This is a genomic window from Pseudomonas sp. CCOS 191 (assembly GCF_001007005.1).
Taxonomy (GTDB): domain Bacteria; phylum Pseudomonadota; class Gammaproteobacteria; order Pseudomonadales; family Pseudomonadaceae; genus Aquipseudomonas; species Aquipseudomonas soli.
Genome location: NZ_LN847264.1, coordinates 1,477,341 through 1,491,064, shown reverse-complemented (window position 1 = coordinate 1,491,064; position 13,724 = coordinate 1,477,341). Strand labels below are relative to the sequence as shown.

The window sequence follows — 13,724 nt, the reverse complement described above, 5'->3', positions numbered from 1 at the left end:
TCGTCGGCGCTGACGAACCGCGCCCTGCGTGCCAGACTGATTGATCGGGACCGCGTTTTCTTTTTTGCTCCGGAGTTTGCATGTCGTTGTCCAGCGGGCTGATCGCCGTGGTCGCCCTGGCCTATATGGCCATCATGTTCGCCATCGCCTTCTACGGCGACCGCCGCAGCACGCCGTTGCCGCCGCGCCTGCGCGCCTGGGTGTACAGCCTGTCGCTGGCGGTGTACTGCACCAGCTGGACCTTCTTCGGCGCGGTCGGCCAGGCCGCCGAGCAGCTCTGGGCGTTCCTGCCCATCTACCTGGGCCCGGTGCTGCTGCTCATCTTCGCGCCCTGGGTGCTGCAGAAGATGGTGCTGATCAGCAAGCAGCAGAACATCACCTCCATCGCCGACTTCATCGCTGCCCGCTACGGCAAGTCGCAGAGCCTCGCGGTGGTCGTGGCGCTGATCTGCCTGGTTGGCGTGTTGCCATACATCGCCCTGCAGCTCAAGGGCATCGTGCTGGGGGTGAACCTGCTGATCGGCGCCAACGCCGACGCCACCGGCAGCCGCGTGCAGGACACCGCGCTGGTGGTATCGCTGGTGCTGGCGCTGTTCGCCATCGTCTTCGGCACCCGCAGCCTGGACGTCACCGAGCACCACCGCGGCATGGTCCTGGCAATCGCCTTCGAATCGCTGGTCAAGCTGCTGGCCTTCCTTGCCGTGGGCGCCTTCGTGGTGTTCAACCTGTACGACGGCTTCGACGACCTGTTCACCCAGGCCCGGCAATCCGTGCACCTGAACGACTACTGGGAAGAGACCATCAACTGGCCGTCGATGGTGGTGCAGACCGCCGTGGCGATGATGGCAATCATCTGTCTGCCCCGGCAGTTCCACGTCACCGTGGTAGAGAACATCGAGCCCCAGGACATGCGCCTGGCGCGCTGGGTGTTCCCGCTGTACCTGGCCCTGGCCGCGCTGTTCGTGGTGCCCATCGCCCTGGCCGGGCAGATGCTGCTGCCGGGCACGGTGATCTCCGACTCCTTCGTGATCAGCCTGCCGCTGGCCGAGGCGCACCCGAGCCTGGCCCTGCTGGCGTTCATCGGCGGCGCCTCGGCGGCCACCGGCATGGTCATCGTCGAGGCCGTGGCGCTGTCGACCATGGTCTCCAACGACATGCTGCTGCCTTGGCTGCTGCGCCGCAACAACGCCGAGCGACCGTTCGAGGTGTTCCGCCACTGGATGCTCTCGGTGCGCCGGGTGACCATCGTGGTGATCCTGCTGCTGGCCTATGTCAGCTACCGCCTGCTCGGCTCCACCGCGAGCCTTGCGACCATCGGCCAGATCGCCTTCGCCGCGGTCACCCAGCTGACCCCGGCCATGCTTGGCGCGCTGTACTGGAAACAGGCCAACCGCCGTGGCGTGTTCGCGGGCCTGGCCGCCGGCATCTTCCTGTGGTTCTACACCCTGGTCCTGCCGATCGCCGCCCACAGCCTGGGCTGGTCGCTGCAACTGTTCCCGGGCCTGGCCTGGCTGCACGGCAACCCGCTCAACCTGCCGATCACCCCGCTGACCCAGGGCGTGGTGCTGTCGCTGGCGGGCAACTTCACCCTGTTTGCCTGGGTCTCGATCCTGTCGCGCACGCGGGTTTCCGAGCACTGGCAGGCCGGGCGCTTCATCGGCCAGCAGACCAGCGCCCGCCCCTCCAGCAAACCCTTGCTGGCGGTGCAGATCGACGACCTGCTCAAGCTCGCCGCGCGTTTCGTCGGCGAAGAGCGCGCCCGGCAAAGCTTCATCCGCTTCGCCTACCGCCAGGGCAAGGGCTTCAACCCCAACCAGAACGCCGACGGCGACTGGATCGAGCACACCGAACGGCTCCTTGCCGGTGTGCTCGGCACCTCTTCGACCCGCGCCGTGGTCAAGGCCGCCATCGAAGGCCGCGACATGCAGCTCGAGGACGTGGTGCGCATCGCCGACGAAGCCAGCGAAGTGCTGCAGTTCAACCGTGCGCTGCTGCAGGGGGCCATCGAGAACATCAACCAGGGCATCAGCGTGGTCGACCAGAACCTGCACCTGGTGGCCTGGAACCGCCGCTACCTCGAACTGTTCAACTACCCCGACGGGCTGATCAGCGTCGGCCGGCCGATCGCCGACATCATCCGCTACAACGCCGAACGCGGCCTGTGCGGCCCGGGCGAGGCCCAGGTGCATGTGGCGCGGCGCCTGCACTGGATGCGCCAGGGCCGCGCCCATTCCTCCGAACGGCTGTTCCCCAATGGCCGGGTGATCGAACTGATCGGCAACCCGATGCCCGGCGGCGGCTTCGTCATGAGCTTCACCGACATCACCCCGTTCCGCGAAGCCGAGCAGGCTCTGCGCGACTCCAACGAGGGGCTGGAGCAGCGGGTCGCCGAGCGCACCCACGAGCTGTCGCAGCTGAACCAGGCGTTGACCGAGGCCAAGAGCCGCGCCGAGGCGGTCAGCCAGTCCAAGACCCGCTTCCTTGCCGCCGTCAGCCACGACCTGATGCAACCGCTCAACGCCGCCCGGCTGTTCTCCGCCGCCCTGTCGCAACAAGCCGAGGGCATGAACGACGAAGCCCGGCAACTGGTGCGGCACATGGACAGTTCGCTGCGCTCGGCCGAAGAGCTGATCAGCGACCTGCTCGACATCTCGCGCCTGGAGAACGGCAAGGTCACCCCCGACATCAAGCCCTTCGCCCTCAACGAGCTATTCGATACCCTCGGCACCGAGTTCAAGGTACTGGCCGCCGAAAAAGGCCTGGCGTTCCGCCTGCGCGGCAGCCGCCTGCGCGTCGACAGCGACATGAAGCTGCTGCGCCGGGTGCTGCAGAACTTCCTCACCAACGCCCTGCGCTACGGTAAAGGCCCGATCCTGCTCGGCGCCCGACGCAAGGGTGAAAGCCTGTGGCTGGAAGTATGGGACCGCGGCCCGGGCATCGCCGACGACAAGCTGGCGGTGATCTTCCAGGAGTTCAAGCGCCTGGACAGCCACCAGACCCGCGCCGAGAAAGGCCTGGGGCTGGGCCTGGCGATCGCCGATGGTTTGTGCCGGGTGCTCGGGCACGCGCTGGAGGTACGGTCCTGGCCGGGCAAGGGCAGCGTGTTCCGCGTCAGCGTGCCCATCGCCCGCAGCCCCGCGCCCGCGACGCCCGCCCCCGTGGAACAGGCCGGCCAGCCGCTGGCCGGGCTGCAGGTGCTGTGCGTGGACAACGAAGACAGCATCCTCATCGGCATGAACAGCCTGCTCAGCCGCTGGGGCTGCCAGGTGTGGACCGCGCGCAACCAGGCCGAATGCGAGGCCCTGCTCGGCAAGGGCCTGCGCCCGCACCTGGCGTTGGTGGACTACCACCTGGATGACGGCGAGACCGGCACCGGGCTGATGGGTTGGCTACGGGCGCGTCTGGGCGAGCCGGTACCCGGCGTGGTGATCAGCGCCGACGGGCGCAACGAGACCATCGCCCTGGTCCATGCCGCGGGCCTGGACTACCTGGCCAAGCCGGTCAAGCCGGCAGCCCTGCGCGCCCTGCTCAATCGGCATCTGAGCCTGGTTCAGTAAGGACCTCGTCGCTCAGGGCGCGCTCGACCAGCTCGGCCGGCAGGCTCTTGCTGGCCCGCGCGCCGAGCAGCTTGAGCTGCTCGCTGCGGCTGACCAGGTTGCCGCGCCCCTCGCACAGCTTGTTGCGTGCCGCGGCGTAGGCCTTGTCGACCTGGGCCAGGCGGGTGCCGAGCTCGTCCAGGTCCTGGATGAACAGCACGAACTTGTCGTACAGCCAGCCGGCGCGCTCGGCAATCTCGCGGGCGTTCTGGCCCTGGCGTTCCTGTTTCCACAGGCTGTCGATCACCCGCAGGGTGGCCAGCAAGGTGGTCGGGCTGACAATCACGATCTGCCGGTCGAAGGCCTCCTGGAACAGGTTGGGCTCTGCCTGCAGCGCCGCCGAGAAGGCCGCCTCGATGGGCACGAACAACAGCACGAAATCTAGGCTGTGCAGGCCCTCCAGGCGGTTGTAGTCCTTGCTCGACAAACCCTTGACGTGATTGCGCAGCGACTGCACGTGCTGCTTGAGCGCAGCCTCGTCGTTGTTGCCGACAAACTGCTGGTAGGCCGTGAGGCTGACCTTGGCATCGACCACCACCTGCTTGTCGCCGGGCAGCATGATCAGCACGTCAGGCTGGAACCGCTCGCCGTCGGCGCTCTTGAGGCTGACCTGAGTCTGGTACTCGCGGCCCTTCTCCAGCCCCGCGTGTTCCAGCACCCGCTCCAGGATCAGTTCGCCCCAGTTGCCCTGGGTCTTCTGGCCCTTGAGTGCCTGGGTAAGGTTGGTGGCTTCGTCGGACAGGCGCAGATTGAGCTGTTGCAGGCGCTCGAGCTCCTTGCCCAGAGAGAACCGCTCGCGGGCTTCCTGCTGGTAACTTTCCTCGACACGCTTTTCGAACGCCTGGATGCGCTCCTTGAGCGGGTCGAGCAATTGGCCCAGGTGCTGCTGGCTGGTCTGGGCGAAGCGTTGTTCGCGCTCATCGAAGATCCTGGTGGCCAGGTCGGCGAACTGGGCGCGCAGGGTGTCGCGGGCCCCCTGCAAGTCTTCCAGGCGTTGCTGGTGGCTTTCCTGCTGCTCGCGCAACTCGGCCTCCAGCCGGGCGGCCTGCGCCTCCAGGCGGCGCAGCTCGGCCTCACGGTTGGCACGCTCGAGGTGCCAGGCGTGGGCGGCGTCGCGGCTGTTGTCGCGGTCGATCTGCAGCAACTCCAGCTCACGCCCCTGGGCGGCCAGCTGGGTCTGCTTGACGGTGTTGGCCTCGCTGAGGTCGCTGACCTCGTCACGGCTGGCCTCCAGCTGCGCCTGCAGACCGGCCTGGGCCAACTGCGCGGCGGCAAGGCGCTCTGCAAGCAACGCTTGCTCGGCCTTGCGCGCACCCTGGCCGCGCTGTACCTGCATGACCCAGCCCAGGCAAGGCACGGCACCTGCCACCAAGCCCAGCAGAATGCTGGTCAGATCCACTGTCATGCCTACCCCGATCGAACACTGATTGATGCTGCGCAGCTTATCAGGCTGCTGGCGCGGCTGCCTGTGCAGCCCTGTCGCGGGCAAGCCCGCGCCTGTTCAGGCGGAGAACCACTGACGCAACAGCCGCCGCGCCTCCTGCGAACCCTGCCCCGCCGCCAGCTCCAACCAGTAACGGGCCTGTTCAGGTTCCTGGGCCTGGCACAACCGGCCAAATTCCAGCTGTGCCCGACGGTCGCCGGCACGGGCCGCCTGACGCAACAGCTCATGACCGATACGCCGGTCGCGGGCATTGCCGCAGTCCCGGCAAAGCATCTGCCCCAGGCGGCTTTGCGCCACCACCACGCCCTGGCGCGCCGGTTGCTTGAGCATGCGCCCGGCCAGGTGCTTGACGCTGGGTTTGTCGCCCAGGCGCGGGCTGTCGAGCAGCCACAGGGCCACTTTCAGGGAAAAGCGCTTGGGGGACGGCAGCGATGGAGAGGCATCAGGACTGGCGAAGTGTTTACCGCGAAGCTTCATGACCAACAGCAAGGGTGACTCGAGAGGCGCGCCACTCTACTCGATTTTTTGCAAGCTGGCCCGAGCGACTTTCGGCTGATCGACATTTTTTTCGATGTTTTTTTCTTGACGTTTTCGCGGTGAAAATGCCCATGCCAGACCGCGCCACCAATTGTCGGACAATCGATGAAACAGCTGGCACGCCCGTACTAGAGCAAGCGCCCGGGACAATCCACAGAACCTGTGGATAACTCGGTGGACAACCCCTGAAGGCAGCCCGCAAACCCCTGTGAAATGGGGCTTTCAGTCAAACTGTCGATTTTTTCACCAGCAAAAATTAGTGTTTTTTTTCATTGACTTAAGCCCCCAGTCAAGTCATTGGCGAGCCTTCCACAGGATGTTGCAAGTGCGTTACAAGTCTCCGGGCGAGTGTGTACAAGTGCACCAACAAACGGCACGACCGCGCCCGAAAACCGCACATCCAGGCGATTGCCGGGGCATTTGCCCCTCTTCACAGCAGGCGCGATAGGCGACATAATGGTCGGCTTCCCGCAAGAAAATAAAAGCTTGCCAACCCTTGTATGTTCGCGTAGGGTTGCGCCCTGTTAGTACCCAGCTGAAGTCATTCTGGCCACTTAGTCCCTACAGCCCGGCGCTCAAAACGAGCAGGCGCTGCCCCATCGGGACCGGCCCATTCGATGATTCACTCGGCAAACCCTTGCCCAGCACGAATCACGTTTTCAGATTGATCAGGATCTTCCCCGATGCCCAGAACCCTGGTGTCGGTGTGCTGCCTGCCTTCTGTCGTACCTACCAGTCAGCCCAGCGCCACTTATTGCATGCGCCCTTCTGGCTGCCCTGTTCCAGTCAGGTTCTGCGTCTCCTTAATAAAGACGTCACTGGAACGTTTCTATTGTGCACGGATCAAACACCGTGTCTTACGCAGGAACATCCAACAATATGAGTAACCATCAACAAATCCAGGCTGCCTTTGGCACCCTTTCCCAGGCCTTCGCTCCACTCAAGTGCCTTATCGTTGCCCCACGCAAGGGCAGCTTCAGCTTCACCCTGGTCGACGAATACGGTGTGGCTTGCCACAGCGAGCGCCTCTATCCGGAACAATACAACCGGGCCGAGCCGCTGCAGGCCGTGATCGAGCGTGCGCGCCAGTCGTTGACCGCATGAATGAATGGCAGGTGATTCACCCCATGAATACACCCTGCACGCGCCAGCCTGAAGGTAATTGGCTTAATCGCCAGCGGGCATATGCTCCGCGCCTTCTGGCTGCAATCGATTTAAAAACAGCCCTTTACACCACTGTTATCACACTACACTTCAACTCGAGCGGCACCTGCCGCTTCCGGCGGGCCTGACCACTCACCAGCTGCCAAGCTCCAGCGCCCGTCGGCCCTTTTCGTAAGAGGCCATCATGGGCATCGCTGCGAACGAGTTGAGTCGATACGTGATCCGACCGACCCTGATCTACCTGGGCCGCCACTGCGACAGCGCAGAAGCTTTGTTACTGGGCGTTGCCGCAAGTCAGTCGGGGCTGGGCGCTGCCCTGCATGACCGACGCGGCCACGGGCTTTACCGGATCGGTGAGAATCGTCACAGTTCTTTGTGGGACGAATACCTGGCACGCGACCCCGAACTGGCCAGCCTGGTCCGCGGCCTGGCCAGCCAGCACGCCTTTCTCGGCGGCCCCCACCTCGAACTCACCGTCAACCTGCGCTATGCCACCGCCATCGCCTGGATGCTCATAGAAGAGCAGGCCACGCCGCTACCAGCCGCCGACGATCTACTGGGCCTGGCGCGGATCTGGCGGCAGACCTTCCACCCCCAGGGACGCCTGCGGGATTTCACCCACGCCTGGCACCAGTGCATCGAGCCGATGCTGACCCACGCCTCCTGAACAGCCACGTCCTACAACCGGAATAAACGGAATTTTGGTCGGATTGTCCTACAAAACCGCTCTATCTCCTGCGTTCTAGCCTATAGCGCAGCGCGGCATTTGTTGGTAGCGTTTCGCCCCGGAGATCCCAAGGAGTTTCTAATAATGAAAAAAGTTATGCTCAAAACCTCTCTCGGCGTTGCCGTTGCCCTCGCTTCCAGTCAATTGCTCGCCAGCGGCTTTGCCCTGAACGAACAGAGCATCAGCGGCATGGGGACAGGTTTTGCGGGTCGTTCTTCTTCTGCCGAAGATGCCAGCACCGTGTATGGCAACCCGGCGGGCATGTCCCGCCTGAAGCGCGATCAGATGACCGTCGGTGGTGCCGCGGTCATCGCCAAGTCCGATATTTCCGGACGCGGCAGCAACAAAGGGGGGGAAATGGACGGCGACATGGTGCCTCTGGTCGGCGTGCCGATGGGTTACTACGTCAAGTCCATCGATGACCACTGGAGCGTCGGTTTCGGCGTCTACGTGCCATTCGGCCTGGTCACCGACTACGGCAGCGACGATGCCGCGCGCTACTGGGGCAAGAAAAGCCATGTTCAGGTCGTGACCTTCCAGCCGACCGTGAGCTATGCGTTCAACGACAAGGTCTCGATCGGTTTCGGCCCGACCATCAACCGCATCGAGGGTGAACTGGGCTCGAACCTGGCCAGTATCTCGCCGCTGCGTCCGGCCGATGGCGAAGTGAAGATCAAGGGCGACGACACCGCGGTTGGCTACAACATCGGTATCCTGGTCCAGGCCACCGACCGCACCCGCGTCGGCCTGACCTACCACTCGATGGTCGACTACAAGCTCGAGGGCAAGACCAAGGTCAGCTACCCGCTGCTGGGCCTGGACGGCAACAAGTTCGATGCCACCCTGAAGATCAAGACCCCCGAGTCGGTGGACTTCTCGGTCACCCACGAGCTGGATGACCAGTGGACCTTGTACGCAGGCAGCACCTGGACCCGTTGGAGCCGCCTGGAGAACATCACGGTCAACAACGAAGTGCCAGCAGGCCCTGCCGGGCAGTTCGCGACCATCAACGAAGAGCAGAACTGGCACGACACCTGGGCTCACGCCATTGGTGCCTCGTACAAGGTCAACAAGGAATGGGTCCTGCGTACCGGTTTCTCGGTTGACCAGTCGCCGACCAACAACACCAACCGTTCGCCGCGCATCCCCACTGGCGATCGCAAGATCTTCAGCATCGGTGCCGGTTGGAGCCCGTCCGACGACATGACCATCGACGTGGCCTACTCCTACCTGTGGGAAGAGGACACCAAGGTCAACAACCAGCCGCACAGCCCGACTGAAGCCGGCCTCAAGGGCAGCTACCAGGCCAAGTACGAAAACAGTGCCCACGGCATTGGCGCTTCGCTGACCTACCGCTTCTGAGTGTCACCCGCTGCATGAAGAAACCGCCCTTGTGGCGGTTTTTTCATGCCTGCACGGGCCATTGTTCGCCCAGGCACTGTTGCAGGTATTCCATGAACACACGCACCTTGGTCGTCAGCGCATAGCGGTCGGCCAGGCATAGAAAGACATCCATCGGTTCAGTCCGGGCATAAACGTGGCTACCGCCATTGTTTTCGAACAACGGCACCAGCCGGCCGGCATCCAGATGCGGGCGCACGACGAACTCCGCCAGGCGAGTAATGCCGCCGTCATTCAGGGCCATCTGGGTCAGCGCATCGATGTCGTCACTGATCAATACCCTGCCGAATCGGGCCTCGAAACGCAGCCCGTCGCGCATGAAGCCCCAGGGCAGCAAGCGACCATCCACCGGGTAGCGGAACACCAGGCAACTGTGGTCTTGCAGGTTTTCCGGAGTGGTGGGCCGACCAGCGCTGGCAAGGTAGCCAGGCGACGCGCAGCAGACAAATGGAATACGGGCGATATGCCGGGCCAGCAGGTGGTCTTCCAGCTGCGGGGTGATGCGCAGGCTGACATCCACATCTTCGAGGGCGTGATTGACCTTGCGATCAGCCATCACCAACTCTATCGAAAGCAGCGGGTAGCGGGCGCTGAATACCGGGATCAACGGCGCCAGCACATGCCGGCCGAAGGCTGAGGTCGAGGCGATGCACAATCGCCCCTGGGGCTCGCTGTCCGGCGTGGTGACCGCCTGCTCGGCCAAGGCAAGCTCGCGCTCGATATGCCGCACACGCTCGTAGTACAGGCTGCCAGGCGATGTCAGGGCCATATTGCGAGTGGTTCTGGTCAGCAGCCGCACCTGCAGGTGTGATTCCAGTCGCGCAAGGTTCTGGCTTACAGCGGCAGGGCTCACTCCGAGATTGCGAGCGCCGCCAGCGATGCTGCCTGCTTCGACGACCTTGATAAAACTGCGAATGGCGTTAAGCAGGTCCATGGCTGGCTCGTGTGATTCGTAAGGTTCTCTTTATAAAGAACTCACCGATCAGGGTCTACAACACCCCGCACACCCGTTGCTAATCTGCGCCTCCCAGCAAACGAACAGGAGGCTCCATGACCGAACTGTCTATCTCACGCACTCGACGTAAATTGCACCGGCGCGCAACCCCCTATGTCTTCGCCTTTTACATGTCCGCAATCATGGCCTTGCTGATGTGCTTCGTGATCACAGCTGCCAATGCCGGCGTCGATGCCGACTATCTCGGAAATGTACTTAAAGCCTACCGTTTGGCAATGCCGGTGGCGTTCGTATGCGTTCTGATGGTGCGGCCAGTGGTAATGCGCATGGTTGCGCTGACCGTGCATTGCCAATGATCATTGCTGCTCGCAGGGCCCTATCGACAAATAATCCAGACCACGCACAGGCCAGAGCGGCCGGGCACAGGTGCCGCGGCCTCGACAACTTGATAAAACGGCAGGTGGCGCTGGGCGGGTCACTTCTATAATCAGACCTGCTCTCTGAGATCCGTTCTCTTTAAAGGCACTGCGTCGGGACCTGGTGCTTTACTACCCGACTTGAACATATCCAATTGGTAGTCTCTCCCTTGAACATGGGCCGCCGCGCTTAGCCCCCATGATAAGCCTTTCGCCACAGTGTCGGTGCTAACGGTTGCGAGCGTCACATCGTCCGCAGCGGGAGAACCCGAATGGATGATTAGGGTTTCTGTGTTGCTTGTTACACCCGCTGCGGTGAAAAGCAGACTTCCTGCGTTGGCGGCCGTAGCGGCAGCCGTTACCCCGATTTGCTTCCATGATGGCGGGCTCGTGCCATCTTGGCCGCCACCAAATTTAGCACGCAGCATATTAACCAAGGCGCCGCCGTTTTTAATTAGAAGCGTACCATCGAGAGTAGAAGATAAAACAGCACCAAAGATTTGATTATTTGAGAGCACCCTGTCACTGCTACTACTAGAATCGTAGATTTGGGTCGAACTATTCATATCAAAGCTCGTAGCGCCAGAAAACGGCTGACTTCGAATTGACCCATTACCTGGCGCCCAGCCAAAGGGAAGCCGCCCCCCGCCATTGGCCCCCCTCTCCCTACCACTGCGGTCCTGATAGTTGATCGGATCTCCAGCACAATAGGCATACGCATTGACGCCTCCCCTTGCGAACGGGCTCAACGCATCCGGAGATAAAAACCGCATCAGGCCGGGGATATAAATGCGATGCCCATTACCCAAGTAGTAAGCACCCGTCGATACCTCACGGAGTTGCCCACAGTACGCCAACCGTGGGCCAGTAGCTGCTGACAATCCTCCATAAGGCGGATAGCTTCGAGCAGTACCTGCCGACGCCAGAACTGAATGCTGCTGGTCGCATATCGTGAGATTGCTCATTGCCATGATGCCCTCCGGGCGAACGCGATAGTTCAGCAAGGCTGAACCACTTCGCCACCGAGGAAAACTGGCAAAAATATCAGGTCATTCCCGGCCCACGTGGACCTATTGCCCTCAAGGCTGCGAAGCAATCGCCTTGTCGATCGCCGCCCTGAACGCCGGATCATCCGGCTTGGTCAGGCTGGAGAAGTTACCGATCACCTTGCCCTTGCGATCCACCACATACTTGTAGAAGTTCCACTTCGGCGCGCTGCTCTGCCGGGCCAGCTCGACAAACATCGGGATCGCATCCTTGCCACGAACAGCCTGGGTCTTGGTCATGGTGAAGGTCACGCCATAGTTGGCGTAACAGACCTTGGCGGTCTTCTCGCTGTCGGCGTCTTCCTGCTTGAAGTCATTGGACGGCACGCCGAGCATTTCCAGGCCCTGCTTGCGGTAGTCCTTGTAGGTCTCCTCCAGGCCTTCAAACTGCGAGGCGAAGCCGCAGTAGCTGGCGGTGTTGATCACCACCAGCGGCTTGCCGGCGAAGCGCTGGCACAGGTCGATCTGTTCCTTGCCGCGCAGCTCGGGCAGGCTGCCCTGGAGGAGCGCCGGGCAGTCCGCCGCCCAGCTCGAAGTGGCGGCGGCCAGGGCCAGCAGGGGTAGGGTCAGCCAGCGCGCATGCATGATATCGATCTCCGGCACATGATTCCTTGAATGTGCAGGGTAGCGCTTAACACAGGCTCATGCCCAACTGCATCAGTGCCAGCCCGCCCTTGTGCCAGCCCCACCACACCAGCGCCAACAGCAGCACTGCAGCAACCAGAAGCAGGCCGCGCCCCAACAAGCGGTTCATGCCGCCTGGGCCTGCAGGCGGGCGACCGGGCGTTCGCGCACCGGCCAGTTGAGCGCCGCGGCCAGCAGGCTGAGCAGGATCGAGATCTGCCACACCAGGTCATAGCTGCCGGTCTGGTCATACACCACGCCGCCCAGCCAGCCGCCGAGGAAGGCGCCCAGTTGGTGGAACAGGAACACGATGCCACCGAGCATCGACAGGTTGCGCACGCCGAACAGCGTGGCCACGGTGCCATTGGTCAGCGGTACCGTGGACAGCCACAGCAGGCCCATGGCGATGCCGAACAGGTAGGCGCTGAACTGGGTCACCGGCGCCCAGAGGAAGAGCACGATGACCACGGCACGCAGCAGGTACAGGCCGGTCAGCAGGCGCGGCTTGGACATGCGCCCACCCAGCCAGCCCGCGGTGTAGGTGCCGACGATGTTGAACAGGCCGACCAGCGCCAGCACGGTGGTGCCGGTAGTCGCCGGCAGGTGTTGGTCGACCAGGTAGGCCGGCAGGTGCACGCCGATGAACACCACCTGGAAACCACAAACGAAAAAGCCCAGCGCCAGCAACCAGAAACCGGAATGCGCGCACGCTTCACGCAATGCCTGGCCGAGGGTCTGCTCGGCGCCATGGCTGGGCAGCGGGCGGTCGCGCAGCATGCCCACGAACGGCACGATCAAGGCCACCAGCAAGCCCAGTACCAGCAAGGCTGTCGACCAGCCCAGCCACTGGATCAAGCCGAGGGTGCCTGGGAGCATGGCGAACTGACCGAAAGAGCCGGCGGCGCTGGCGATGCCCATGGCCATGCTGCGCTTCTCCGCCGGCACGGCGCGGCCGACCACGCCAAGGATCACCGAGAACGAAGTGCCGGACAGGCCGATGCCGATCAGCAGGCCGGCACTGAGCGACAGCGACCAGGCCGAATCGGCAAAGGCCATCATCGCCAGCCCGACTGCGTAGAGAATGCCGCCGATGATCACCACCTTGGCCGCGCCCAGGCGATCGGCCAAGGCCCCGGTAAACGGCTGGGCCAGGCCCCAGATCAGGTTCTGCAGGGCAATGGCGAAGGCGAATACCTCGCGGCCCCAGCCGAAATCGGCGCTCATCGGCGCCAGGAACAGGCCGAAACCATGCCGCACCCCCAGCGACAGCGCGAGGATCAGCGCCGCCCCCAGAAGTACCCAACCGCTGCTCCGCCAAAGGGAAGTCATTGTCGTTGTCTCCAGCCCATCACAAGGTTGATGCGGGTATATACCCGCTTTTAATCGTCGTGTATCAGGCAAGTTGCTCCAGCAAGCGCACCAATTCGTCGCGCTGCCCCTCACCCAGCCGCTTCACCAGTTGCTCCTGAGCCTGCTGCCAGGCCGGGTAGGCGGCATCCAGGCATGCCCTGCCCGCCTCACTCAACAGCACCACACGGTTGCGCTGGTCTTCTCCGTCGGCCAGCCGCACCAAGCCCTCGGCCTCGAGCACCTTGAGGTTGCGGCCCAAGGTGCTGCGCTCCAGGCCCATGGCCTCGGCCAGGCAAGTGATGCTGGGGCGGTCGAGGCGCTGGACATGACGCAGCAGGGAAAACTGGGCGACATTGATGCCGAAGCCGACAAGGGCCTCGTCGTAATGCCGGCTCACCCCACGGGCGGCACGACGTAGATGGGTACAGATGCATTCACTGTTCAGCATGGATACGTGTATATAC

At 63.1% G+C, this 13,724-nt stretch carries 13 protein-coding genes; 5 read left to right on the top strand and 8 right to left on the bottom strand.

The genetic code is table 11. The features are described from left to right. The first annotated feature begins 80 nt into the window (after nucleotides 1–80). Nucleotides 81–3,557: a hybrid sensor histidine kinase/response regulator gene (locus CCOS191_RS06775; protein ID WP_046854558.1), complete on the top strand. Its 3,477-nt coding sequence runs from the start codon at nucleotides 81–83 to the stop codon at nucleotides 3,555–3,557. Here the strand turns inward: CCOS191_RS06775 and rmuC are convergent. Both rmuC and CCOS191_RS06765 read right to left on the bottom strand, forming a co-directional pair. Further along, nucleotides 3,529–4,887 carry a DNA recombination protein RmuC gene (gene rmuC, locus CCOS191_RS06770; protein ID WP_172670919.1) on the bottom strand — a complete coding sequence of 453 codons (1,359 nt, stop codon included), beginning with the start codon at nucleotides 4,885–4,887 and terminating at the stop codon, nucleotides 3,529–3,531. The genes CCOS191_RS06775 and rmuC overlap by 29 nt on opposite strands. Nucleotides 4,888–5,097: 210 nt before the next feature. Beyond that, nucleotides 5,098–5,517: a tetratricopeptide repeat protein gene (locus CCOS191_RS06765; RefSeq protein WP_046857703.1), complete on the bottom strand. Its 420-nt coding sequence runs from the start codon at nucleotides 5,515–5,517 to the stop codon at nucleotides 5,098–5,100. Nucleotides 5,518–6,456: 939 nt separating this feature from the next. Here CCOS191_RS06765 and CCOS191_RS06760 point away from each other — a divergent pair. The 3 genes from CCOS191_RS06760 (at nucleotide 6,457) to CCOS191_RS06750 (ending at nucleotide 8,830) form a co-directional block, all read left to right on the top strand. After that, nucleotides 6,457–6,681 (top strand): hypothetical protein, encoded by a 225-nt coding sequence (locus CCOS191_RS06760; RefSeq protein WP_046854557.1) that lies wholly within the window; start codon nucleotides 6,457–6,459, stop codon nucleotides 6,679–6,681. Between the two features lie 244 nt (nucleotides 6,682–6,925). Beyond that, the gene (locus CCOS191_RS06755; RefSeq protein WP_046854556.1) at nucleotides 6,926–7,408 is read left to right on the top strand and encodes a hypothetical protein; all 483 of its coding nucleotides are present in this window, start codon (nucleotides 6,926–6,928) and stop codon (nucleotides 7,406–7,408) included. A 144-nt stretch (nucleotides 7,409–7,552) separates the two neighbouring features. Further along, nucleotides 7,553–8,830, top strand: coding sequence for an OmpP1/FadL family transporter (locus tag CCOS191_RS06750; RefSeq protein ID WP_046854555.1), 1,278 nt, complete (start codon nucleotides 7,553–7,555; stop codon nucleotides 8,828–8,830). A 43-nt stretch (nucleotides 8,831–8,873) separates the two neighbouring features. Here the strand turns inward: CCOS191_RS06750 and CCOS191_RS06745 are convergent, their stop codons facing one another. Beyond that, nucleotides 8,874–9,803 (bottom strand): LysR family transcriptional regulator, encoded by a 930-nt coding sequence (locus tag CCOS191_RS06745; protein WP_046854554.1) that lies wholly within the window; start codon nucleotides 9,801–9,803, stop codon nucleotides 8,874–8,876. A gap of 116 nt (nucleotides 9,804–9,919) precedes the next feature. On the opposite strand from CCOS191_RS06745, the gene CCOS191_RS06740 reads away from it, so the two are divergent. Then, a complete protein-coding gene (locus CCOS191_RS06740) occupies nucleotides 9,920–10,180 on the top strand; it encodes a DUF2798 domain-containing protein (protein ID WP_046854553.1) in 261 nt (86 codons plus the stop codon). A gap of 131 nt (nucleotides 10,181–10,311) precedes the next feature. On the opposite strand, the gene CCOS191_RS27055 is transcribed toward CCOS191_RS06740, so the two are convergent. The 5 genes from CCOS191_RS27055 to CCOS191_RS06725 all read right to left on the bottom strand — a co-directional run bounded on the left by CCOS191_RS27055 (nucleotide 10,312) and on the right by CCOS191_RS06725 (nucleotide 13,708). Beyond that, nucleotides 10,312–11,211 carry an RHS repeat-associated core domain-containing protein gene (locus CCOS191_RS27055; RefSeq protein WP_082120364.1) on the bottom strand — a complete coding sequence of 300 codons (900 nt, stop codon included), beginning with the start codon at nucleotides 11,209–11,211 and terminating at the stop codon, nucleotides 10,312–10,314. A 108-nt stretch (nucleotides 11,212–11,319) separates the two neighbouring features. Next, the gene (locus tag CCOS191_RS06735) at nucleotides 11,320–11,871 is read right to left on the bottom strand and encodes a glutathione peroxidase (RefSeq protein WP_046857702.1); all 552 of its coding nucleotides are present in this window, start codon (nucleotides 11,869–11,871) and stop codon (nucleotides 11,320–11,322) included. A gap of 46 nt (nucleotides 11,872–11,917) precedes the next feature. After that, a complete protein-coding gene (locus tag CCOS191_RS28505; protein ID WP_269451408.1) occupies nucleotides 11,918–12,040 on the bottom strand; it encodes a hypothetical protein in 123 nt (40 codons plus the stop codon). Continuing rightward, nucleotides 12,037–13,239, bottom strand: a complete 1,203-nt coding sequence (locus CCOS191_RS06730) for an MFS transporter (protein WP_046854552.1) — start codon at nucleotides 13,237–13,239, stop codon at nucleotides 12,037–12,039. The genes CCOS191_RS28505 and CCOS191_RS06730 overlap by 4 nt, the downstream gene beginning before the upstream one ends. A gap of 64 nt (nucleotides 13,240–13,303) precedes the next feature. Further along, complete coding sequence (locus CCOS191_RS06725) at nucleotides 13,304–13,708, bottom strand: MarR family winged helix-turn-helix transcriptional regulator (RefSeq protein ID WP_046854551.1); 405 nt, start codon at nucleotides 13,706–13,708, stop codon at nucleotides 13,304–13,306. Between the last annotated feature and the right edge of the window lie 16 nt (nucleotides 13,709–13,724).

Bases quoted from the DNA above. Each gene is read 5' to 3' on its own strand.
- CCOS191_RS06775 (WP_046854558.1), top strand. From the start codon at position 81: ATGTCGTTGTCCAGCGGGCTGATCGCCGTGGTCGCCCTGGCCTATATG.
- CCOS191_RS06765 (WP_046857703.1), bottom strand. From the start codon at position 5,517: ATGAAGCTTCGCGGTAAACACTTCGCCAGTCCTGATGCCTCTCCATCG.
- CCOS191_RS06760 (WP_046854557.1), top strand. From the start codon at position 6,457: ATGAGTAACCATCAACAAATCCAGGCTGCCTTTGGCACCCTTTCCCAG.
- CCOS191_RS06755 (WP_046854556.1), top strand. From the start codon at position 6,926: ATGGGCATCGCTGCGAACGAGTTGAGTCGATACGTGATCCGACCGACC.
- CCOS191_RS06750 (WP_046854555.1), top strand. From the start codon at position 7,553: ATGAAAAAAGTTATGCTCAAAACCTCTCTCGGCGTTGCCGTTGCCCTC.
- CCOS191_RS06745 (WP_046854554.1), bottom strand. From the start codon at position 9,803: ATGGACCTGCTTAACGCCATTCGCAGTTTTATCAAGGTCGTCGAAGCA.
- CCOS191_RS06740 (WP_046854553.1), top strand. From the start codon at position 9,920: ATGACCGAACTGTCTATCTCACGCACTCGACGTAAATTGCACCGGCGC.
- CCOS191_RS27055 (WP_082120364.1), bottom strand. From the start codon at position 11,211: ATGGCAATGAGCAATCTCACGATATGCGACCAGCAGCATTCAGTTCTG.
- CCOS191_RS06735 (WP_046857702.1), bottom strand. From the start codon at position 11,871: ATGCATGCGCGCTGGCTGACCCTACCCCTGCTGGCCCTGGCCGCCGCC.
- CCOS191_RS28505 (WP_269451408.1), bottom strand. From the start codon at position 12,040: ATGAACCGCTTGTTGGGGCGCGGCCTGCTTCTGGTTGCTGCAGTGCTG.
- CCOS191_RS06730 (WP_046854552.1), bottom strand. From the start codon at position 13,239: ATGACTTCCCTTTGGCGGAGCAGCGGTTGGGTACTTCTGGGGGCGGCG.
- CCOS191_RS06725 (WP_046854551.1), bottom strand. From the start codon at position 13,708: ATGCTGAACAGTGAATGCATCTGTACCCATCTACGTCGTGCCGCCCGT.